Source organism: Halodesulfovibrio sp. (assembly GCF_015482765.1).
Taxonomy (GTDB): Bacteria; Desulfobacterota; Desulfovibrionia; order Desulfovibrionales; family Desulfovibrionaceae; genus Halodesulfovibrio.
The window spans coordinates 1-21,044 of record NZ_JADMLB010000039.1; the positions used below are offsets into that span (position 1 = coordinate 1).

Annotated in this window: 13 protein-coding genes and 2 tRNA genes; 3 read left to right on the forward strand and 12 right to left on the reverse strand. The window is 41.9% G+C overall.

Translation table 11 applies throughout. From position 1 onward, the window contains the following. Positions 1-13 precede the first annotated feature (13 nt). Both QZY95_RS05630 and QZY95_RS05635 read left to right on the forward strand, forming a co-directional pair. Positions 14-88 (forward strand) — tRNA-Gln (locus QZY95_RS05630). Positions 89-195: 107 nt separating this feature from the next. After that, positions 196-273 (forward strand) — tRNA-Glu (locus QZY95_RS05635). Between the two features lie 58 nt (positions 274-331). Here QZY95_RS05635 and QZY95_RS05640 read toward each other — a convergent pair. The 6 genes from QZY95_RS05640 to QZY95_RS05665 form a co-directional block, all read right to left on the reverse strand. Next, positions 332-616, reverse strand: a complete 285-nt coding sequence (locus QZY95_RS05640) for a type VI secretion system PAAR protein (RefSeq protein ID WP_290920399.1) — start codon at positions 614-616, stop codon at positions 332-334. A 27-nt stretch (positions 617-643) separates the two neighbouring features. Then, complete coding sequence (gene tssI, locus QZY95_RS05645) at positions 644-2,563, reverse strand: type VI secretion system tip protein TssI/VgrG (protein WP_290920401.1); 1,920 nt, start codon at positions 2,561-2,563, stop codon at positions 644-646. A 97-nt stretch (positions 2,564-2,660) separates the two neighbouring features. Beyond that, entirely contained in the window at positions 2,661-3,608 is a 948-nt protein-coding gene (locus QZY95_RS05650) for a hypothetical protein (RefSeq protein WP_290920403.1), read from the reverse strand. Between the two features lie 219 nt (positions 3,609-3,827). Then, complete coding sequence (locus QZY95_RS05655; RefSeq protein WP_290920405.1) at positions 3,828-4,796, reverse strand: hypothetical protein; 969 nt, start codon at positions 4,794-4,796, stop codon at positions 3,828-3,830. After that, positions 4,796-10,174: a type VI secretion system tip protein TssI/VgrG gene (gene tssI / locus QZY95_RS05660; protein WP_290920407.1), complete on the reverse strand. Its 5,379-nt coding sequence runs from the start codon at positions 10,172-10,174 to the stop codon at positions 4,796-4,798. Before tssI (QZY95_RS05660) ends, QZY95_RS05655 begins: the two co-directional genes overlap by 1 nt. 106 nt (positions 10,175-10,280) lie before the next feature. Further along, positions 10,281-10,796, reverse strand: a complete 516-nt coding sequence (locus tag QZY95_RS05665) for an Hcp family type VI secretion system effector (protein WP_290920410.1) — start codon at positions 10,794-10,796, stop codon at positions 10,281-10,283. Positions 10,797-11,424: 628 nt separating this feature from the next. Between QZY95_RS05665 and QZY95_RS05670 the strand changes: the two genes are divergently transcribed. Beyond that, on the forward strand, positions 11,425-11,940 hold the full coding sequence (locus QZY95_RS05670) for an Hcp family type VI secretion system effector (protein ID WP_290920413.1): 516 nt from the start codon (positions 11,425-11,427) through the stop codon (positions 11,938-11,940). Here QZY95_RS05670 and QZY95_RS05675 read toward each other — a convergent pair. From QZY95_RS05675 to QZY95_RS05700, 6 genes are all read right to left on the reverse strand, one after another. Then, positions 11,930-12,199 (reverse strand): hypothetical protein, encoded by a 270-nt coding sequence (locus QZY95_RS05675; RefSeq protein WP_290920416.1) that lies wholly within the window; start codon positions 12,197-12,199, stop codon positions 11,930-11,932. The two genes, QZY95_RS05670 and QZY95_RS05675, sit on opposite strands and share 11 nt — an antisense overlap. Positions 12,200-12,301: 102 nt before the next feature. Beyond that, positions 12,302-13,288 (reverse strand): DUF4434 domain-containing protein, encoded by a 987-nt coding sequence (locus QZY95_RS05680; protein WP_290920419.1) that lies wholly within the window; start codon positions 13,286-13,288, stop codon positions 12,302-12,304. Between the two features lie 9 nt (positions 13,289-13,297). Next, positions 13,298-16,972, reverse strand: a complete 3,675-nt coding sequence (locus QZY95_RS05685; protein WP_290920421.1) for a tetratricopeptide repeat protein — start codon at positions 16,970-16,972, stop codon at positions 13,298-13,300. An 11-nt stretch (positions 16,973-16,983) separates the two neighbouring features. Continuing rightward, positions 16,984-19,221, reverse strand: coding sequence for a glycosyl transferase family protein (locus tag QZY95_RS05690; protein WP_290920424.1), 2,238 nt, complete (start codon positions 19,219-19,221; stop codon positions 16,984-16,986). Between the two features lie 67 nt (positions 19,222-19,288). Next, a complete protein-coding gene (gene wecB, locus QZY95_RS05695) occupies positions 19,289-20,467 on the reverse strand; it encodes a UDP-N-acetylglucosamine 2-epimerase (non-hydrolyzing) (protein WP_290920426.1) in 1,179 nt (392 codons plus the stop codon). 188 nt (positions 20,468-20,655) lie between these two features. Further along, the gene (locus QZY95_RS05700) at positions 20,656-20,784 is read right to left on the reverse strand and encodes a hypothetical protein (protein ID WP_290920429.1); all 129 of its coding nucleotides are present in this window, start codon (positions 20,782-20,784) and stop codon (positions 20,656-20,658) included. Positions 20,785-21,044 lie beyond the last annotated feature (260 nt).

A 21,044-nucleotide genomic window follows, 5' to 3' on the forward strand; every position in this document is an offset into this window, starting at 1 on the left:
TCTCACAACTTGCTGGGCTATCGTTCAATTGGCAGGACGACGGGTTCTGGCTCCGTTAATCAAGGTTCGAGTCCTTGTAGCCCAGCCAAATTTTCTTTAACAACTTTTTGTTGTTTGCACAGATGAATATGTGTATGTAGGCCAAACAGCACATCAGTATTCAACTGCTGTAGTAGAAAATACAAGTTTTCAAGCGTCCCCATCGTCTAGCCTGGCCCAGGACACCTGCCTTTCACGCAGGCGACGGGGGTTCAAATCCCCCTGGGGACGCCAAGCAATTTAAGCTCTTACACAAAAGTGTAAGAGCTTTTTTTGTTTATGTAGACTGTTGTTACCCGACAGTTACTGTTCCACTCCCGATGACGACTCCGCCACAAGTGATATCATTTCCGGTACGGGCGGCTGGTTTCCCATCAAAAAAAACGGAACCTGAACCGTTTTTGATATTACGATTATGTTTGCTGGAACTTGGCTTATCATGCGGTGCTAACGGATCACCTTTTCGCGCAGCTGGTTTACCATCAATCCTTATTGTTGATGATCCAGCAATAATAGGGGTTTTGTGGTAGCCATCGTGTTCAGTTCCAATATCTCCTAACTTTGCTGCATTCCCCATTTGTTACTCCTTACCTAGTGGTTTAAATTATTTTGATGTGTCTGGAATAACAGGTTCAACAGGGCGTACTCCAGCAAAACCGGAGCCATTGCCGGCACTACCACCAGAGTTCATATTGATTTTTGATCCAACAATGTGGACGCCGCCACCATCAATTTTCACAAAACTTCCGCCCACAGCTAATGTTAGCTCAGCACCGGCTTCTGCGACTATTTTTTGACCCGCATTAAGGTGAATTTCTGTGCCTGCTTGAATTACGTGATTCTTGCCGGTCTTAATATGAGAAGAGTCATCAACGAAAACCGAATGCTGATCAGAGATTTGTGTTCGGCTTTCACCACCGATGGTAAGATGGCAGTTGTTATCGACCTGCTTAAAGGAGTCATTTTCAATAAAGATATGAGAATCATTTTTTATATGATCAGTTCTGTCATGTTCGACAACAACATTCATATCTTTTTCAGCATGAATGTAGATTTCTTCTTTAGTAGCTTCGTCTTCAAATCGAACTTCATTTGCTCCTCTTCCCTTGTGTGTATCAGTTCGCAAAACAGTACGAGTCTTGTTTGCAGGGAGTTTGTAAGGAACAATATTAGAAGCGTTGTACGTGCGTCCTGTGATAATTGGCTGATCTGGGTCGCCTTCTAGAAAACTGACAATTACTTCGTGTCCAATTCGTGGAATAGCAAGCATGCCATATCCGCGACCAGCCCATCCTTGAGAAACGCGAATCCAACAACTAGAGTCTTGATCAGCTTGGTTGTATCGATCCCACTTAAACTGAACTTTAACACGTCCATAAGAGTCGCAATAAATTTCTTCATCATTAGGGCCTGTAACAACAGCAACCTGTGGTCCATCAACTCGGGGTTTTGGATTTGGTTTAGGTTTCCATGAAACATTTGATGGCACTAAGGAAAAATTATTGCTGTAAGTCGTCGCACCGTCTTCAGAAGGCTTTGATTGTTTCCCAAAGTGGCTAACAGATACAGCCAACCACTCTCTGTTGCATTCTTTCTCAGGGTGCTCACTTAACGTAAATCTTAGGCCGCAAGCCATGTTGGGAACATTGCCGGAACCACTTGCAGTGATGGCATCACTGCGTAAATGGTCAATGCGGTTTGCAGTAAAGGCACATCCTTCTGTATCAGCCTTGTAGCGACCAGGGTAGTCGTAATGCTCATAACCACCCCGTTGGTATTCCATATGGAGCCCGTTGGCTTCTTGTAAAAATTTGTGAGCAGGATTCTTGAATGAGTAGTCTTTGAGCGTGACAGTAGTTTGCCGCATTTTTGAAGAACGAGTGAATGAATTAATATAGGTGGTCGGGGCCATACCACCAGTAAGTGTATTGTATTCTATTTTTTCTTTAAGGATTGGAGTTGCGTAGACTTTGTCTACAAAGTGAAGAGTGTGTTTTCCTTTTTCATTAACGAAGTAATAGAGAATACCCTCTTCTGCAGCTATTCGTTCAATAAATTCAAGGTCAGTTTCTCGATATTGAACGCAGTATTCGCGTGGACTTGGGGTTCGCTTAAGGTCAAAGTTGTTATCAAGCGTACCTAATTCACCCAACAGTTGCGTAATGATCTCTTGAGCATTTTCTTTTTGGAACATCCTGCTGTTTTGACGCAATGAAGAACGCATAAGGGGCGGCACAAGTTGCACTGTGTAAAGAGTCTGATGATGCCCTGTATCACCGCGGGTGAAGCTACTTATAATGCCATGAAATTCTCGCAAGATCTTTTCATTATGCATAATATAGAATGACGCAGTGTTATCAACCAGAAATTTAGGGTGGATATCTTTTTTAGCACTTTCCAGCTCAATAGTGAAAACATACGGCTCAGAAAGTGTTTCGGTTCCAGAAAAATGAAGTACGTTAAATATTGTTTCTGATAGCCCATTGGCTTTAAAGGTAAAATGTAAGTCTCTATGTGCTGTCATTGGTATGCTCTCTCTTACTCACTGCTTTGTTGGTGTTAGTGGAGTCAGGTAGTAGAAGCGTTTTTAATTTATACTGTTTTTTTAGGTAGAGTCACCGTCAGATATTTTTTCCACTAGTGTAGCGAATCTCTAATGGGCTCCCTAGTGGGGCAATACTTTCCTGTTTGTTTTTTAGTTCTGCAACATACTCAGTATATTCTTCATATGAGAGTTTTTCCCAAAAATTTTGGGGTCTATTGTTTTTCTTGTCATGTTGTATTGTTAATTTATCTAGAGACCTATATGTCTCTAGAATAGGTAAATCAGGTAATGGGCGATTTGTGTCCATATACCACTGAATAGTGTTCCATAGTCTTAGGCAGATATTTTTATTAGAATAGTCGCCATTGAATAGGTTACTTAATGTGATATCCTTTGTGCAATCATTTGAAATAGGAATAAGGTGGAGCGAGTACATTGTTATACCGTTTCTAGTCATATTGGGGCGTAAGTGGCAATCACAGTCGGTAAAGAGAGTTGTGAATAATTTTTTATTATTTTCGAAGCGAGTTACGGTTCCGTTTTTTCTATTTAATTCAAAATTTTTTTTGAAACCAATATGAGGAAGGAGTATGTATCTCCTTTCTTGGAGTTTGAATATGATGATGAGTAGGATAGAAAGACAGAGTCCGCCAAGTAGGATATAAGTTGAGAAAAGTGCTTTTTTTAACTCCTCCCAAAGAGGGTCTGAGCCCACTAGTGCGATAATTATGTTACAACATATGAAAAATGGGAATAGAATGCGGCTATAAAAATGTGCTCCCATCAAGCTATAAAGGTAAATTGATGTATATTTATTGGGCAGGTAAGCAACAATCTTCTCATGAGTTGCAGTGATTTTCCAAAAGTCAAAATTTTGCATTCCTTCAATGCACTCGATGCAGATACTATTTGTTGGGAAGGTGAAAGGGAGCTTACTATCTAATACTTCAGAGAAGCTTTTTTTCTTTTTTGTATCGCTGCGTACTATTAGGTCTCTTGAATTATAAGTGGAAGTGGGGTGCATTGTGCTTGTCCTAAAATTGATTTTCAAAGTGAAGCAGCTAGAGTCGGCTTAATTATTTATTTTAGGTGGTTCTGTTTCAAGGATAGAGGACAGACTGCCCCCCAAATGTTTCGGCCTTAGAAAATTGAAGCTCGTTAAATTTTTTTTAATAGCACATTGGCTTAAAAGTCATCAATAATGAAATATTATTAATGATTGCTGCGCCGTAAGTTTGGGGTACTATTCAATTTCAACATCCTCAGCGTATTCTAACGGCACAGGTTCTCCTAATGGGATTGCATTTTGTTGTTCTTCATCGAGCTGGGTAAGCCTTTCTGTGTACTCACCATCGCTCATGTCTCGCCAATAACGTTCTTTACGACCCGTTTTTTTGTCAAAAACAGCAGTAACTGGATCTATTTTCCTGTATTTCTCAAGAACCGAAATGTCCGGAAGAGGCTGACTTGTATCCATATAACACTGGAACATATTCCATAGGCGAAGGTATTCTCCGATGTCAGTAAAGTCTTTTGAGAGTAAGCTGCTAATATTAATGCTTTTTCGAGTATTTTTGTATCGTGGGAATAGCTCAAGAGAGTAACGAGGAAAACCTTTATTGGTGTACCTTGTCATTAGATAACAATCGAAGTGCGTAAATGGTAATGAATACAGAACGTTATTTTTTTCAAATTTAGTTATCATCCCAGTTTTTCGATTAAATTCAAAAGCGGGTTGGGTACCCACTATCTGAAATCCTCTAGGTGTATATTCAATTATCAACCAAGGAGTATAGAGAAGAAATGAGATTAATAGTAGACCAAATAAGCTTGAATTTAATTCATTTGGGGTAAGAGTTAGGAAGTAATTCGGTGAATCTGGTGATGCAATAAAGTCAGATAATATTCCAGCTAGATATAGAAATGGAAAACACATTTGCCAATAGCATTTTGAAAACGAGGCGCACAGATAGATGATCTTAGTTCTACGGTTAAATTCTTCACACTTTAATTTTTCATTATCAATAGAAGTAAAATCATCTAGCTCTGATGGGTAGTGTTCTTTGATTAAGCTTGTGCTAATTAGTGGTGTTGGTTTTGTGAAGGGAAGTTTTTTTCCAATTTTTTTTGCGAGCGTAAGTATAAAACCATTAGTTACTGAACGAGAATTTTTTATCGGTATTGTTGAGTTGTAAGCAAAATCTGTAGGCATTATCTGATCCTTTTGATTAATAGTTCCGATGAGTACCATCCATTTTCATCTTTTTTAAAGCTTGGGGATTTACACGCAGCATTACTACCAATAGTTAATGGAAACGTACAATTATCAACCTTAATTTGAGAACGAATGGTAAGTATCAGCTTAACTCTTTGTTTTTTTTGATTATTGCTTTTAAAGTCGCTAGTCCTAATGTAATAAAGCGTTCCGTTTGGGCAGGATATCCCGTTTTGGGCAATGACGGTCTTAGGTTTAGTGAACTTCGTAAAAATAGAGCTTTCAGCTCTTGCTAGCTGGTAATAAATCGTTTGCTTAGGCTGCTTTTTTCCTAAAACAGCCCATGGGGCGTATTGAATAAAAAATGCGTGTGAAAAACCTTTTTTAGTTAAATTTTCTTTAGCTTCATTAGAGAGGTAGTTTAGCTTATCTGTCTCTAATAAAATTGGGTTAAAGTGAAATAGGCAGTCAAAAAAACCGTAGATAGCCATGTCCGGTGAGTGGAATTTTTTGTATTCAGGTAATGGAGGCATATTTCCGAACGGACTATTCTTTAACCAATTTTCGAGACGATCTTCTGTTGTAAGAGCCCCATACGTTGTTGTTGCAATAATAAAAATGAAAAAACCAATACTTATTGGTGAGAAAAAGGCAGATCCAGTGAGTATTGTTATTGATTGTCCAAAAATTCCAATTGCAGATAATCCCGTAGCAATAGAAGCATCTATGTCATTTTTTTTATATAACTCATATGATTGTAGTGAGGTGCATACCGCAGATATCATCCCTGCGACTGCTGATAAAGCCTGAAGTCTTGTTGCGTTTGTAAAATTTGAGATAAATTTCTTTCTAAGAGGAGAATGAAGGGAGTCTTTTAAAAAGAGTTCTCCTAAAAGATTTTTTCCAGTAGCGAAGTTAAAGGTCTCAAATCCTATTAGGGTTGCATCCAGCGTTGCTGATAAAAAAGCAAGTCTGTTCAAAAACGATTTTTTATTGTGTAGCTGATCTGACATTATTTTGAAATTAAGAAGCTCAACAGCAATCATGGCATAAGGAATCTTAAACTTTGCATAATAGTTACTTATAGATGCTTTTGTTGAATTTTGTTCAATGACAGATTTATATTTTTTGTATGTCGCATAAAATTTTGAATCACGTGGAACAGCTGTAACTTTAGTTGAAATATTTTTACGAAACCTTTGGGTTGGCAAAGGTACTTCAGATTCAAGGCAAGCAACTCCATTTGTTAGAATTAAATTTGCCTGTACTTTTTCTCCTGAGTTATAATTTATAACTTTTTTAGGGGAGGTTGTACCAAGTTTCTCGTCTAACGTTTCTTTGCCAATAATAATGTAGTTTTTGGGAACGTTATCTTTCGTAACATAGATGAGCTCTCCCATGTTTCGATTATCAATCAGGCGACCTAAATTAAACACAGACTCGTAACAACTTTCGAATTTGAATGTTTTTACATCGTTTGATAAATCGCAAATAATGTCAAATGCTTGTGATAGTATGGTGTTGACGGCCGTAATTGTTTTTCGACCAATATCTACTGCTGCTATTGGTGAAAGCTCAGGAACAAGCGGTTCATCTTCCAGGGAAGAAAATTTTGAAAGCGTTGTTTGCTCTAGCCGGGCAATGTTTTGACTACTTGCCTCCCCACTGCCGTCATTTTCTGGAGAGAAACTATGTAGTACCTTTGATAGATTTATATTTTCTTTAGTTGGAAACAAGAGATTATGCCATGGATGAGAACTATTTTTATCTATTATAGATCTAACATATTCAAGGTGGTGGCAGGGGCCTGGTAGGTTTCGTTTAAGAGTTGTTGTTTTGTTTATTGGGATTAACACAGTTTCTTTATTTATTGTGCATGTGTCAGTATAGCAATAGTCTAATTGTGGATGATTAATGCTAAGTGCTCTCAATGCTTTGAAGGCGAGGATATGTGTAGCAATAGAGTTGTGCGAATCAAGAGATGAGTAATCTCCTAAGAATTTTTCACTATGGGGGGTTTTTACAACACTTTTAAGGGAATATTGAAGACGGTGCATGTCTTCGTGAAACATTTTTCGTTCAGCTGTGTGGAGTGTACTAGAGAATAATGCCCCTAAAGATAGATCGATTTGTTTTTTACAATAATGTAGTGTGTTTGGATTGCCCTCGATTTTTGGTGAACAGATTATGCTGTTGATAAGGATTGCTGGTTCAGAGTACTTCTCTTTTTCTATTAATTCTAGCAGGTTGGATATGTAATCTTTAGCATTGTACACGCATTCAGCCTTTTGACGAAGAATGAATAAATAGTCATCAATGTGGGAAGTACGTATTTTTCTCTGTTTTAAATCCTTACAATAATCTTCAGATGTTTCTGAATTCCAATTAACATTTTTATTATCTTTCCCACCTAGTTTTTTAAGAAGACAATACGCCTTAAGGCCGTACTCTAACTGGTATGGAGAGTCTTTTTCCACTAATTCCTCAACAGGTTTCCCGCCTTCTCTAAACGTCTTGATATCACTATTGATTTTAGATTGCGTCTCGTCAATGTAAGCTCCAGAGAGATCTCTGCTGTACTTGTATGGTTCAGCAAGGTTCATTTCTATAGACGCATTACGTGGACGCATTTTATCCATGTTCTTAGGCATCGTGTACTTGGCAGTATTGGCACGAGCTGAAAATTCATTGTTCTCAATGTAATAATTAAGTCGAGCAGCACTTAGTTGAACATCAGAGTATGCAAGTTCAACAGAAGGGCGACGGGTATCTTTCTTGTAAGGAAGCCAGATTTCTTTCAAAGGATTGCCTGTTGGTTTTCTGTATCCTTTGATGAATTTCCCTTCTTCGTCTTTGAATGCCTCAAGGTTTACGTCAGCAAATTGTGGTTCACCATTTGGAGCTGTTACGTGAATTTCTCGCCATAACTTTCCTTTGTAAATCACATACACATACCCGTCACGAAGTGGAGCTATAAGTCTATGTTCGTCGATTCCTTTCTCATAAGTCGGTAATTTAGTTGTAGGAACAACGGCTTGGATGACGTGAGCTTGATCTCGAAGACGTCTGTTTCGTGGAGGAACGTTTTCGTAGAGCGGAAGAATTATATCGCCCTCGCTTCCTTTGATAGCTAACCTGATATCAATATTTTTTTCTTGGTCATTCCAATCCCAAGAATGAAGCATGGAACTTTCAAGTTTTTCTGTTTCTTTTTTTCCTTCTAATGCATTGAGCCTATTGTCTTCTTCAAGAGAATAGAATTGAAGGTACTGATCTTCTGCATGATCATGACCAGTTACTTCTACGAAGAGTTTACGCTCTGTTTTTTTCTGGAACGCAAGGAGCTTTTCTTTTTCCTCAGGCACAAAAACAGGGAGTGATTGACGGTCATGTTTGGTAGCAGGAATAGGAGTCCCCTCTGGGGTGAGGGTTGTATCAGCGCAGAGGGCACGTTGCACGACAGGAGGGAGCTCAGGACGCACACCACTGAACCCGCATCCATCTCCCGCGGCTCCACCGGCGTTAAGATCAATTGCAGGTCCGCTGATGGTAACGCCGTATGGAGTTATCTTAATAAAGCTTCCTCCGGCTTTCACCGTGATTTCATTTGAAGCTTTAATAACGGCTTTCGCTCCAGCTTCAAGATGTATTTGCGAACCAGCTTCGAGAAAATGCCCATCACTGTTTCGTATGTGTTGTGAATCAGAAACAAAGAGGGAACTCATTTTGTTGATGGCAATATGTTGTTCACCATCAACAATGGTATGGTTGTTTTTGCGCACCATGGCAATTTCATCTCTTTTTGTGAGAGAGTGCCAGTTGTGCTCTATATGGTCGGTGTATGTGTTTTCAACAAGCATGCGGGTGTCACGTTGCGCATGCATGTAGATTTCTTCTTTGTCATCTTCATCTTCAAAACGTACTTCATTATGCCCAGCTGCTCTATGTGATTGGGTGCGAAGAACGGTTCGTGTTTTATTGCTGTCAAGAAGGTAGGGGACCTTGTTTGTCTCATGATAGGTGCGCCCTGTTATGATGGGTTGGTCAGGATCCCCTTCTAAAAAGCTGACAATAACTTCATGGCCAATACGTGGTATAGCAATTGAGCCATAGTGCCCACCAGCCCAGCCGTCTGAACAACGAACCCAGCAGCTTTGCATTTGGTCATTTCTATCATCCAGATACCAAGGGAATTCTACTTTAACACGCCCATAGCTATCACAGTTAATTTCTTCTCCCTCTGGCCCAACAACTTTCGCGATTTGCGGTCCATCTACTCGCGGCTTAGGAGTAGGAGTAGGCTTCCATTGGCGAGTATTGGGGATAACAGTAAATTCGTTTTGATATGTTGAAGCCCCGGATGTTCCCGTTTCTTCAGTAGCCTGTGGTTGAGTTCCGAAGTGAACTACAGATGTAACAAGCCATTTGCTGTTGAATTCAGGAATAGGGTGTTCTTTGAGAGTAAATCTTGTTCCAGCAACAATGGAAGGATTGTTACTAATTCCCGAAGCGATGTAGGAATCTTTACGGAAATGTTCGAGACGAGTTTTTGTATAGTCTTTCCCAATGCAACTTTTTTTGAAGCGCCCTGGGAAGTCAAAATGTTCGTATGATCGGTCTTTTTGTGAACTAAGATTTTCTTCTTCTGCTTTTTCAGATAAAGTTGTTTTCGGTGTCAGAAAACTATAGTCGCGTAGTTCAACTCGTGAAGAAGCAAGGGTTGTTTTTTGTGCAAAGCTGCGAATATAGGGCTGTAAAGCCTTTCCGCCAGATTTTGCATTGTATTCAATTTCTTTTTTCAGAGAAGGTGTCTTGTATGTGTTGTCACAAAAAGTCACTACATCATTTTCTTCTGTGTGCTCGAAGAAATAAAAAAAGCCTTCCTCTGCTGCTAACCGGTCAATGAAACTCAGGGTGTCTTCTCGGTACTGAACGCAGTATTCACGTTTTGGCGATGTCTCAGGGAGAGCATCAAGGTTTACTGCGATCTTTTTTTCACTCATTAATTTTTGAATGATCTGACGAGGATCTTTCTTTAAAAAGAAGCGACTGTTATCATACAATGAAAGACGATGAACAGCTGGAACGAACTCAACACTATACGCCGTTCCCCTGTGACCTGTATCTCCTTGTTTGAAGTCTGAGACTATTCCATGCCAGAGTTGTAGGTCATTGTTGTTGTACTTGACCTTAAGTACACCGGCTACATCAACAATCTTTTTAGGTAGGATATTTTTTAACCTGCTAATAAGCTTGATCGTAAATAAGAAGGGGCGCGAGAGGTGCTCCTCTCCTGAAAATTCTAACACTCCAAAAGTGTCAGCAGGAAGATCGTTGATTTCAAATGTGAATACTAATCCAGTCTGTTTAGCCATGAGTGTGCTCTTGTTCTGCGGTTACAGTATAAAAGGAACAGTCTTTTAAAGTTTTGTATCTCCCCTGCACGCTAGAATGCAGGGGAGTGTTTTAAGCTGAAGAAGGCTATGCGATAGGAGCGCGCCAGTCATCAGAACCGGAAGTACCAGCAACGGTGTGTTCCCAATCAATTTTACGGTAGGAAAGAGATACAGCGATGAGCTGAGTAAACTCTTTGCTCATGGAATCCTGACAATGCGGCATGCCGCAATCAATATCTACAATGGTTGCATCAGTGAGAGTGGTGGTGAAGAAATGCTCCTGTTTTCCTTCAATGGAGGTACGGTACCACTTTAATGTTACTGTTGGCAGCATTTCACCAGAAGCAAGAGCGTTGTAAAGAAGAGGTACTGCTTTGTTCAGTGCTACAGTAAAACGAAAAGGTTTATGCACACGTTGACCGGAAGGCTGACCGGACTGTGGATCGGTAGGAACTGTTACGATATGTTTGAATTCTTGCACGAGCATTTCATCTTCGTGACCTTCAACGTAGATGTTACCTACAGAGTCAGCAGTGAATGCACCCGCAGTAATGTTGCCCTGAGTTTTACCTTCGATGGAAATATAACAAGGAGTTGGCATACTATATCCTTTTGGAAAAAAGTTTTTGAATTTTAAAACTCTATCAAGGAATATGCCAAATGCTATAATAGCCTAGTTTCGGTGTTCATAAATGGAGGACAGATGGGTTTGGGCAACTTATTGCTTAAAAAAAAGGCAATTTTTTGCCAATTTGGCAAGAAGTTGCCATAATATTATACTGGGATTTTATTATAATTACTCTGTTATTCAAATGGAATGCAATTTTGAAATAGGAGTACCATGAAAAGTTTAATGTCTTAGTCATAGTGTAAATAAATTAGGCGGTACGTAACGAGCATAGAAAACTATGAACTGAGAGAGCTGAAGGTACTATGAGTGTGTATTAATAAATACGAATGTATTTTTCATGGAGAGTTAAGCTGCATTGTCAGGTGATAAGAGCTTTACTGTTATATATCAAAGTAATTTTCCAAAAATATGAATAGAAACCGATAAGTGAAGCAACAACTTGCCTAATTGGCAACTAGTTGCTTCTTTTTTTGAGCAACAACTTGCCCGCAGTAGCTTGAAATAAAGAAAAAAGTGAGGAATAGAGCCAAAATCATTTTTGGCACACACCTTGATAAGGAAAGGCATAACACAAAAACTTTTTTAAAAAGGATATAGTATGCCAACTCCTTGTTATATTTCCATCGAAGGTAAAACCCAGGGCAACATTACTGCCGGCGCATTCACTGCTGATTCTGTAGGTAACATCTACGTTGAAGGTCACGAAGATGAAATGCTCGTGCAGGAATTTAAACATATCGTAACTGTTCCTACTGATCCTCAGTCCGGTCAGCCTTCCGGTCAGCGTGTACACAAGCCTTTCCGTTTCACTGTAGCGCTTAACAAAGCTGTACCACTTCTTTACAACGCCCTTGCTTCTGGTGAAATGCTTCCGACAGTAACCTTGAAATGGTACCGTACTTCCATTGAAGGCAAGCAGGAGCACTTCTTCACCACCACACTGACAGATGCAACCATCGTTGATATCGACTGCAACATGCCACATTGTCAGGATACATTGAGCAAAGAATTTACTCAGCTCATCGCAGTATCTCTTTCTTACCGTAAAATTGACTGGGAACACACCGTTGCTGGAACTTCCGGTTCTGATGACTGGCGTGCTCCTATCGCTTAATACTTCTCATAAAGACTGCGACGTGTTCCCGCATGTACTTGTTGCATGCGGGAGCGCAATTTATACTACCAGTTAACTTTCCAGATCTTGCCATAAAGGAAAGAAGGCTGAAAAAACGTTCAAATTTCCCCTGACCGAACACCCCAGCAACTCCTTTAACTGCGTTTGGATTTTTGCTGATGTCTCCCATTCGAACTTTTCTTTCAGGCACTTGAAAGCGTAATGCAAACTTACCTTGTACTACGGGATCGTTTATCATCAGCAACCTCCACGCAAACTAAAACCTCGCGTGTATGATCACAATTCGCCATTAGTTGTGTTCGGTACGCGAGGTTTTATTTTTTAGATGGGAAAGAGTACGCTATGGTTGCGATGCAAGCACCTCTTGCAGAAGTTTGCTCGCTTTTTCTCCCCCTAACGGGCTCATGTATTCTGTCACGCTGAAAAGGATGACACCTTGAGGCGCATAAGGCACTTCTACAGCCAACTGTTGCTTGATTCGTTTGAGTGGTGCTGGAACAGCCTTGAAGTCAGTCCCTTCCTGTTGAGCAAAGAGTTCTACAACAGGCTGAATAGTACATGCTGTGCTGGCAACCTCTTGCTGCATGCCTTTTAGGTAGAGCGAAACTTCTGAGGGCATCAGTTTCTTTGCACCGACACCATCTTGGAACAGCACGCGTTCCAGCCCCGTTTTTTCAGCAACAGTGCACCAGAATTTTCCAAGTTTTTCAGGGGAAGCCCAGCCGTTTGAAAATGCGGAAATAGATATTGGTTTTTCCGGAATAAGAGAATCCAGATCATGCCTCAGGCCAGCAATGAACTCACAGAGAATTTCACGATTCGTCGGGTTCAACCAGGTTCTGTCATCAATTTCCTGTGATATATACCACCCTGCAAAAGAGGGAGATTTAGCAAGTACAGGAGCCAGTTGTGTAATTGCCTCAACTGTCCCCCGCCGGATGCGCAAAAGATGCACTTTGATAAGGTCCGGCTCAGCTTTTATGCGCTCCCAGTATGAGCTTAGGAATAATCCCCCAACGGTTACACGTATTCCATTTGCTTCTGCATTACTCAGTAAAACTTTGAATGTTTCGAGACTCGGTTCAATGTTTTCTGTATCCGTCTGCGCATAAGCGTCTTCATAGATAGTCCATTGGACGATAATTTCTTGAATTCCAAGCTGCTTGTATGTTTTGAATAACGTATTCCATTCGTCATCAGTCCAGCCATGCACAGCTTTTGTTGTTTGGAAAAACGTACCGGATACTCTTTGTAAGGAGAAGCCCTTAGCGGGAAACATGCAAAGGCAACATACTGTGAATAGAGAAAAATAGAAGATGCGTTTCATGTTGCTCCTTTAAAATGTCACTCGAATATTTACACCAAGCCCTGAATGGGTCTCGTTATCGCCTGCAAGCTGCCTGTTGTAACTGTACCGGACAATAAGCTCCCACTCACGTTTGTATGAAATAAATTTATCTTCGCCCTCCAGCCAGCGAAGTGACAGGGCAGGGCCGCCTTCAATGTAACTTATGTCGTCTTTATCCGGATCAGTTTTTTTAAGTGTGAAATACAGATGCGGTGTAACGAGCAAGGCGTCATTGACGTTCCATGTGTGTCCTTGCCTTCCATGTAAGATGAAGACCGCACGGCTTCTGTTATCAAGATATTTGTCAATTTCTCCAAACAGGAAGCTATAGTTCCAATGGGATTCTGCAGCCTTCATGGCCCACCCGTCGTCAATTGATCCCATAAGGCGAAGCAATGTATTTTCTTCTGCCAGCTTACCGATTTTAAAGAGGCGTTCTACCCCCACAGCAACGTTTGCATCCGTAAAAGGCTTGTAACGAATACCCGCAGCTCCTTGAGTACTGTCCGATTCAAAGTCTACAACACCGTTATCCATACGGGTCAGACTTGCCCGTCCTATAAATTGAAAGATTTTTCCGTTTCTAAACCCGAAACTTTTGGGGATGTAGCCCACTTCAATGCCAGCTGCATTGTCCAGAACACCTATCTGCACGCCTTGTGAATCAGAGATAAAATCACCATTTTCAGGAGCATATGAATAGAAACCGATGATGTTCCAACGGTTGGTTATGTTCCGCACTTCTTCTTTGAAGTCGTAGATTTTACGGCGTAACGATTCTTTGGTCTGATCCGTATAGAACGGAGCGTTTTCAATGGATTTTTTGAACCAGTGAACAGACTTGTCATTTCGGTATAGTTGTTTGTTGATGTAGGCCAAATCTTCCACAAGTGAAATGTAGTCAGGGTCTTTCCCCTGTAGATATTCAAAGATAGGATCAACTTCTTCTAACTTGCCGGCTTTGTAATAAGCGTAGCCCAGTGCCATCAAGTACGTGTTGGAGTAATCAGTCTCCAATGCCCCGAGATACGATTCAATAGCGCCGTCAATGTCGCCGGCCGCTCCTCGTGCTTGTCCAAGCAGAAATTTGCGTTCAGAAGTTGGCTTGATATCGATAGCTTTCTGATAATTGTCCTGAGCAGGCTTGTAATCTTCGAGTGCCATATGGACACGACCAGTATCTTCAAAAAACTGTGCACGCACGTCATCTGACGGTAATTCCGCAGCGGTAACAGCCTGAAGCGCTTCTTGTGCTGCTTCAAAATCTCCAGAAAGCCGTAGGACTCTCCCCAGCTGGTAGTAATCAAGAGCAGTAGGCGTAATGCTTAACGCTTTCCGATAACTTTCGGCAGCTTCAGCATAGCTTTCTTCACTCGTGTACAGGTAGGCAAACTGGTCATAAAACTCGGCTGATTCTTCTAGAATTTCTTTCGGCGCAGACTTCAGAGCTTCTTTTTTGTAGTACAAAGCAATGCCGGGTTTGTTCAGCTTGTCGTAACAATACACAAGGGCAGAATCCGCTTCGTAGGATGTCCCAAGCTCTTTAGCTCGCAGCAGCTCTGTGACTGAATTTCGGTATTCTTTCACTCTGTACAAAGCCATGCCCATGTCGAACCGGAGTTTCTGATTATCTCCTCGCAAGGCGATGGCTTGATGCATGTACGTTACACCTTCTTTGACGCTATCAGTATCCAGAAGCAGATAACCAAGGTTCACCAGCAATGTGTATCGCTGGTTTAACGTCAAATCAGTGCGGGGCATTTCCTTTTTGTAAAGGGCAATAGCGGCGGGCTTGTTATTTTGTTCTGCATAGATAAATGCCATCATACTTATTGCTTCAAATCTATCAGAACCATGTTGTGTTGCAGTGAATTTTTTAAGATTTTCCAACGCCGCAGTGTTATTTTTAGCAGCAAAAAACGCCTCACCGGCACGCAGTAATAAAACAGCCTTAGCGGTATCCAAGTCATATGCCTGCCGGTAGAGTTTTCCGGCTTTGTTGTGATTGCCCATGCGGCTTTCGAGCGTAGCCATGCGCTCAAGAACAGCAAGCTTTTTGCCGGAGGTGAGCGATTTATCGGCAAGCAGCTCGGCATAGAGTGCCATGGCTTTTTGCTGCTGATTGTCTTTTTCGTAGGCATTGGCGAGCAACATGGAAATGTCATAACCAGTATGATGCGCTTGAAGTCGTTCAAGATTGGATATAGCCGCGTTCAACTCATCAAGTCGCAGTTGAACCCGTCCCAATGCTAACAACACGCTTCGATTTGTGGAGTCTTTAGACAATGCAGATTGAAACGTCTGTTTGGCTGCAGCGTAATCTTTGTTTCCGTATTGCAAAAATCCAATAGCTTGCAGCGCATCTGTTCGGTCTTTTGCAGAAAGCGCATCAGAAGCAAGTGCTTTGGAAAAGGTTTCGATAGCTTTCTGTTTTTTGCCGAACCGCATATACGCAGTCCCAAGCTGAAGCTGGATCTGAGCTTTTTTTTCTGGCGCAGTCTCTTGAGAAAAAAGCAATTCATACGTGGCGACAGCAGCCTCCCACTCCTCGTTCAGTGCCTGCGCAGTTGCAAGAGAAAGCAGCAGTTCAGAAGAAGGGGTAAGCTCGGCTGCTTGGCTGAAAGATTGAATTGCAACAGGATACTTTTTAAGGGCAACAGCCGTGTGCCCGATTTGCTGTAAAATTTGTGCCTTGATTGCTGGATCTGTATTTCTCTTCTCCAACTCAGTGAGCATTTGAAGCGCTTGCGTGCCCTTACCTGATTTTTCAAGGATGAATGCTTTTAGTAAGAGTTGAGGTGTTCCGGATTTTTTTTGTATTGAAATATCAATCCATTGAAGAGCGTGCTTATAGCGTTTTTCTTCATACGCAATTGTGGCAAGGCGGTAAGATACAGACGTGCGTTCAGGATCAAGCATGTACGCTTCTAATAGAAGTTTTTTAGCTTGAGCAAGTTCATCAGACTCAAGATGGATATCAGCCAGATCACTGAGTACGACAAGACGGTTGGGAACAGAAAGGGCGTCGTCTCCTGTGGCTGAGAGTGCTTTTGTGAAGGCTTTGCGAGCCTCAAGATGTTTACCGGAACCTTTCAGTGCAATGCCGGAAACATAGGCGTGTTGTACTTCAGGAAACGAATAGGTGTTTCCCTGCAACCTGTTGAGCAACTCTTCATATCGTTTTTCTGCCAGAAGTAGATTCACGGCGCTGGAAAAAGCACTCGTTGCATCGGTAGATGAAAGCTCGTTGTTATCAAGCTTGGTGAGCAAAAGCTGTAATGCTTCGCTGTTGCGATCAAGTTTTTGTAACGAGGTAACAGCCAGCATCAGCCCGTTAGGATTGGCAGGCTGCTTTTGGAGAACTTTTTGTGCCTGTTCCGCTGCCTGCTTGTAGCGTCCCAGATTAAAAAGAACCTGTGCATAATCCAGCCGTGATCCGATATCTAACGGGTCAATCTCTAAAACTTTCCCAAATTCAACAGCAGCTTTTTCATCATCCCCGTTTCGAATATGCTCATATGCTTTGTCTTTGAAGGGAAAGACTTTAATTTTGATGCGCTCCTCTTCAAGCCAGCCCCGTTCAGACGCAACAGAAGTTGCCGGAACTGCGAACAGCAGAAATAGGCAAGCGAGGAGATAAAAGAACGTAACAGCACGAAACATTATATGATCTCCTAAACGCTGAGAAAGCGTTTAAGGTTCTCTTGTTGTATAGCCTCATGTTCAAGAAGCACCTCACCCAGCATAGGTGAGCGTTTTTTCTGTTCTTCAAGGGCAGCGCTTAACTGTTCAGAACGAATATACCCTTTATCGACTAAAAATTCTCCAATTTTCTTAGCTTGTTCCTGTCCAAGATATTCTTTATCCGCTTCAACAAGCTGTTCCTTAGTAATAGCCTTCTGAAGAAGTAAAATATCCCCTAGAGAAGTGTAGCGGCTCCGCTGTTCTTTTAATGCACTTTGCAGCTGTTCAAGTGTAATCTCATTGGCTTCAACAAGCTTTTTCCCAAGCAGACTTGCATCTTCCAGATCATTTTGTCGCGCATATCCTTTTCGAATGGCAAAAGAGATGTCGCTTTTTGTCGCAAGTCGAAGCGTTATTGACTGATTGATCTCTTTTTCCAGTGCATGCAGCGTCTTTTCGTCAAGCATTTCGTTGGAAGCAACGGTCAATTGCCCGTTGCTTAGAGACAGAGGATACACTGTATATTTGTACGCAAGTGAAACAGGGACGAGCTCAAGAACTTGCATAGGCGTTTGATATGGATCAATTTCCTGCGTTGCGACAGTAAATTGTACCCCAAGAGCCTGAATAAGCTGGTCTTCAGTGATTAACCCTTGTTCAATAAGAATTTCACCAAGGCGTTTTTTAGATTTTTTCTGCGCGGCAAGGGCGTTATCCAGCTGCTCAATAGTCAAAAAGCGTCTGTCCAGCAGCAGGTCTTCGAGTTTTCGACGATATGCACGCAGCTCGTCTTCAGAAGGATACACGTGGGCGGTTTTATCCCATGTGGCTTTTTGCCCCGTAATCTTCGTTTTTGTATAAATGAAAATTGCTCTGTTCGTGGCGATAAAGTTGATAACGTTCGCCCAGAATAAGCGAGGAACCGCCAGTAAGCTTTGATACCAGCCGTACGTAATATACACGACCATAATGCGCATGAAGATTCGCAGAAAGAGAAAGAACAAGCATGCGGAAACTAGCGCAATAGAAAGCGGTGTATCATCCACCAGAGGCGGAAGACGGTACTGCTCTGTTATGACGTTATATGCAAACAGAGAAAGAATAATAAGAAACAGAATGTTACCGATGAAGTTGGCAAGGTTGGTAATGATCGGTTTTCTGTCTCGGACAAGCATGTACCGGAAGGCCAGATTTCCGCGCCAGCCGACAGTTGTCCAGCCTTGAAGGGCAATCCCCATAACCCATCGTGTTTTTTGGCGGATTGCTGTTTTCATGGTGTTGGGAAAGAATTCTTTAATAGAGATGTATTCTCGCACCTGCTTTTCTTTGGGTTTTCCTGTGAAAATGCTTTTTACCATTTTAGGACGCCATATCCATTGGCGAACAAAGCCCTGTTTCAACCCGAACTCTTTCGCTTTCAGGCCGAAATCATAGTCTTCCGTAAGAGAGTTAATATCGAAAAGAAGGTGTTTTTTCGCAGCCGCCATGTTCTTCAGCCCCTGCCTGCTGAAGCCGGTTCCGACACCTGCGGAAGGGATAGCACCAGTCAGTGCTTCACGCACAACAATGTCACGAGTGTGCGTTTCTGCAAATTCATCCATGTAGTGATTGCCGGTAAAATCAGTCCATTTGCGCGCCATGGGATGAACCGGAAGCTGAATCATATCCAGAGTCGGAATAACGTAGTTGCACAGTTTCAGCAGGAGTGGATGAAGAATATCTTCCGAGTCTTCCATAAGGAAAATATCAAACTTTTTCCCGTGGTCTTCTTCGAAAACCTGAATACCTTTGTATAGCCAGTTTAAGCAGTCCGCCTTACTGGTAGGGCCGTCTTTCGGGGTAACAATACGTTCAACGTTATCGAAGCGTTCCCGCACAAGATCAACTTCACGCTGTGTTGCCGGATCATTAGGGTAAGTGCCGACAAAGATAACGTAGTTGGAATAGTTCATCGTTGTCAGCGTGTTTTCAAGCATGCGCCGGATTACTGCGGATTCATCCCAGCAGGGCAGCATCATAGCAATAGCCTGTTCAGGCTTTGCAAGCAGCTGTGCTTCAGTCAAACGCTTGTGTCGTGTGCGGATGAAAAGAATGCGGTAGATTTTGCGCGTGAAGTAGCAAATGTCGATAAAGAATTCGTCGATGCCACTTATTACAAAAATAAATGCCACCGCATAAAAGACTCCTTTGAGTCCAAGAAAAAGAGTAACAGCCCATTCATCAAGCATAGAGGTCTCGTGCTAACGTGAGGTTCGAAGTGTGCAGTCGTAGAAAAGCGTTGTTCAGTGGACGGTATTATTCCGGTTTGTTGAAAACAAACGATTCACGTTCGCTCAGATACGGAGTTTTGCCGCTGTGCCACGTAAGAATTGCAGAGACAATTCGTTCGGAAGCATGTCCGTCTCCGAACGGATTGCCGGTTCGGGCAATTCTGTCCGCAAATTTGGAATCACTGAGTGCTGCTGTTGCCTGCGTGACAATTTCATCTGTATCCGTCCCCACCAGTTTGGAAACGTTGATGTTTACAGCCTCAGGGCGTTCTGTTGTTTTGCGCATTACCAGCACAGGCACGCCGAAGGTCGGTGCTTCTTCCTGCACCCCACCGGAATCACTCAGCACAAGAGAGGCATGCTTCATGGTGGAAATAAAATCGAAGTAATCAAGCGGCTCGATAATGTGGATGCGCTTGTGCTCAGGAATGCTTTTGAACACAACATCGCGGACTTTCGGATTTTTGTGTATCGGGAACACAATTTCTACATCATCAAACCGCCGCACGATTTCATTGATGGCAGAGCAAATATTTTTGAGCGGTTCTCCCCACGATTCTCTGCGGTGTGCTGTCACAAGAATAAGCCTGTGGTTAGAAATGACAGCCTGTGCCACATCTTTCGGGAGTTCGGTTACTTTGTTGGAAATTGTGTACAAGGCATCAACAACCGTGTTGCCGGTTGTGATGATGCTAGAAGGATCTACCCCTTCAGCCAGTAAATGATTGCGTGCCACATAGGTGGGAGCAAAATTTAATGTCGTAAATGTGCTGATAAGCTTGCGGTTGGCTTCTTCAGGAAATGGGTTCTGCAAATCTCCGCTTCGTAATCCTGCTTCAACATGCCCAACAGGGATCTCACGATGAAAAGCAGCCAAGGCGCCGGCGAACGCTGTGGTCGTGTCCCCTTGAACCAGCAGCAGATCGGGAGATGTCTCTTCAAGCAACGCGTCCATACCGTTGAGTGCCCGGGCGGCAAGCTGGTTCAGATTCTGATTTTCTTTCATTAATTCCAGATCAATGTCCGGAGTAATGTTGAAAAAGGAAAAGACCTGATCGAGTTGTGAACGATGCTGACCGGTAGAGATAAGGTGCGTTTCAATATCAGGCACTGCGGTAAGGCATTGCAGTAGAGGCGCCATTTTGATGGCTTCAGGTCGTGTGCCGACAACAGCAGAAATTTTGAGCTTTTTATGTGGTGCCATAACGTTATATCCCCCATATAATCGTGGCTGATTCGTTTGCCGAATATCTTTTGTGAGAGCCTGCGCTTGCTGCACACGCCATCTCATCATTCGTAAAGAATGAATTTTGAACGATACAAAGTGCTTGAACAATTCAAAAATGAATAAACACCGTGCAAAAATGCACTGCATGTAAACTCAGTTTACTACTATTCAAGAGAAAGTTCTTTTGTATCTATTATGATGATGGCAAATCTGCATGCGTATGCAGTATAGAAGTGGCTGTTCTCTGAAGAAAGAACAGTTCCCCCCACGTAACTATCCTTCCTTACTTTCATATCAAGACACTTATTTCAAATACAACTTTGAAAAGTAAGTGCTGATTTTTCTTAAGAACTACTAACAAAAGATAAAGACAAGAAAAGATATCGATAATGCTTGTTGATTATATCGTATATATTTAACGGATTAGAATAACTGCATGCAAAATAAATTGTTAATTCTTTCTGACATGGAAAGTTGCATGATTTTTGGGCTGAAATAGTATGTAAGCAATTACTTTATGTAGTCGATAGTTAGGAAGGTGGTGTATAATTAA

What these genes read in the sequence shown, in the direction of transcription:
- QZY95_RS05670 (WP_290920413.1), top strand. Translation starts at nt 11,425, where the DNA reads ATGCCAACTCCTTGTTATATTTCCATCGAAGGTAAAACCCAGGGCAAC.
- QZY95_RS05675 (WP_290920416.1), bottom strand. Translation starts at nt 12,199, where the DNA reads ATGATAAACGATCCCGTAGTACAAGGTAAGTTTGCATTACGCTTTCAA.
- QZY95_RS05640 (WP_290920399.1), bottom strand. Translation starts at nt 616, where the DNA reads ATGGGGAATGCAGCAAAGTTAGGAGATATTGGAACTGAACACGATGGC.
- QZY95_RS05680 (WP_290920419.1), bottom strand. Translation starts at nt 13,288, where the DNA reads ATGAAACGCATCTTCTATTTTTCTCTATTCACAGTATGTTGCCTTTGC.
- QZY95_RS05650 (WP_290920403.1), bottom strand. Translation starts at nt 3,608, where the DNA reads ATGCACCCCACTTCCACTTATAATTCAAGAGACCTAATAGTACGCAGC.
- QZY95_RS05665 (WP_290920410.1), bottom strand. Translation starts at nt 10,796, where the DNA reads ATGCCAACTCCTTGTTATATTTCCATCGAAGGTAAAACTCAGGGCAAC.
- tssI (WP_290920407.1), bottom strand. Translation starts at nt 10,174, where the DNA reads ATGGCTAAACAGACTGGATTAGTATTCACATTTGAAATCAACGATCTT.
- tssI (WP_290920401.1), bottom strand. Translation starts at nt 2,563, where the DNA reads ATGACAGCACATAGAGACTTACATTTTACCTTTAAAGCCAATGGGCTA.
- QZY95_RS05700 (WP_290920429.1), bottom strand. Translation starts at nt 20,784, where the DNA reads ATGAAAGTAAGGAAGGATAGTTACGTGGGGGGAACTGTTCTTTCTTCA.
- QZY95_RS05655 (WP_290920405.1), bottom strand. Translation starts at nt 4,796, where the DNA reads ATGCCTACAGATTTTGCTTACAACTCAACAATACCGATAAAAAATTCT.
- QZY95_RS05685 (WP_290920421.1), bottom strand. Translation starts at nt 16,972, where the DNA reads ATGTTTCGTGCTGTTACGTTCTTTTATCTCCTCGCTTGCCTATTTCTG.
- wecB (WP_290920426.1), bottom strand. Translation starts at nt 20,467, where the DNA reads ATGGCACCACATAAAAAGCTCAAAATTTCTGCTGTTGTCGGCACACGA.
- QZY95_RS05690 (WP_290920424.1), bottom strand. Translation starts at nt 19,221, where the DNA reads ATGCTTGATGAATGGGCTGTTACTCTTTTTCTTGGACTCAAAGGAGTC.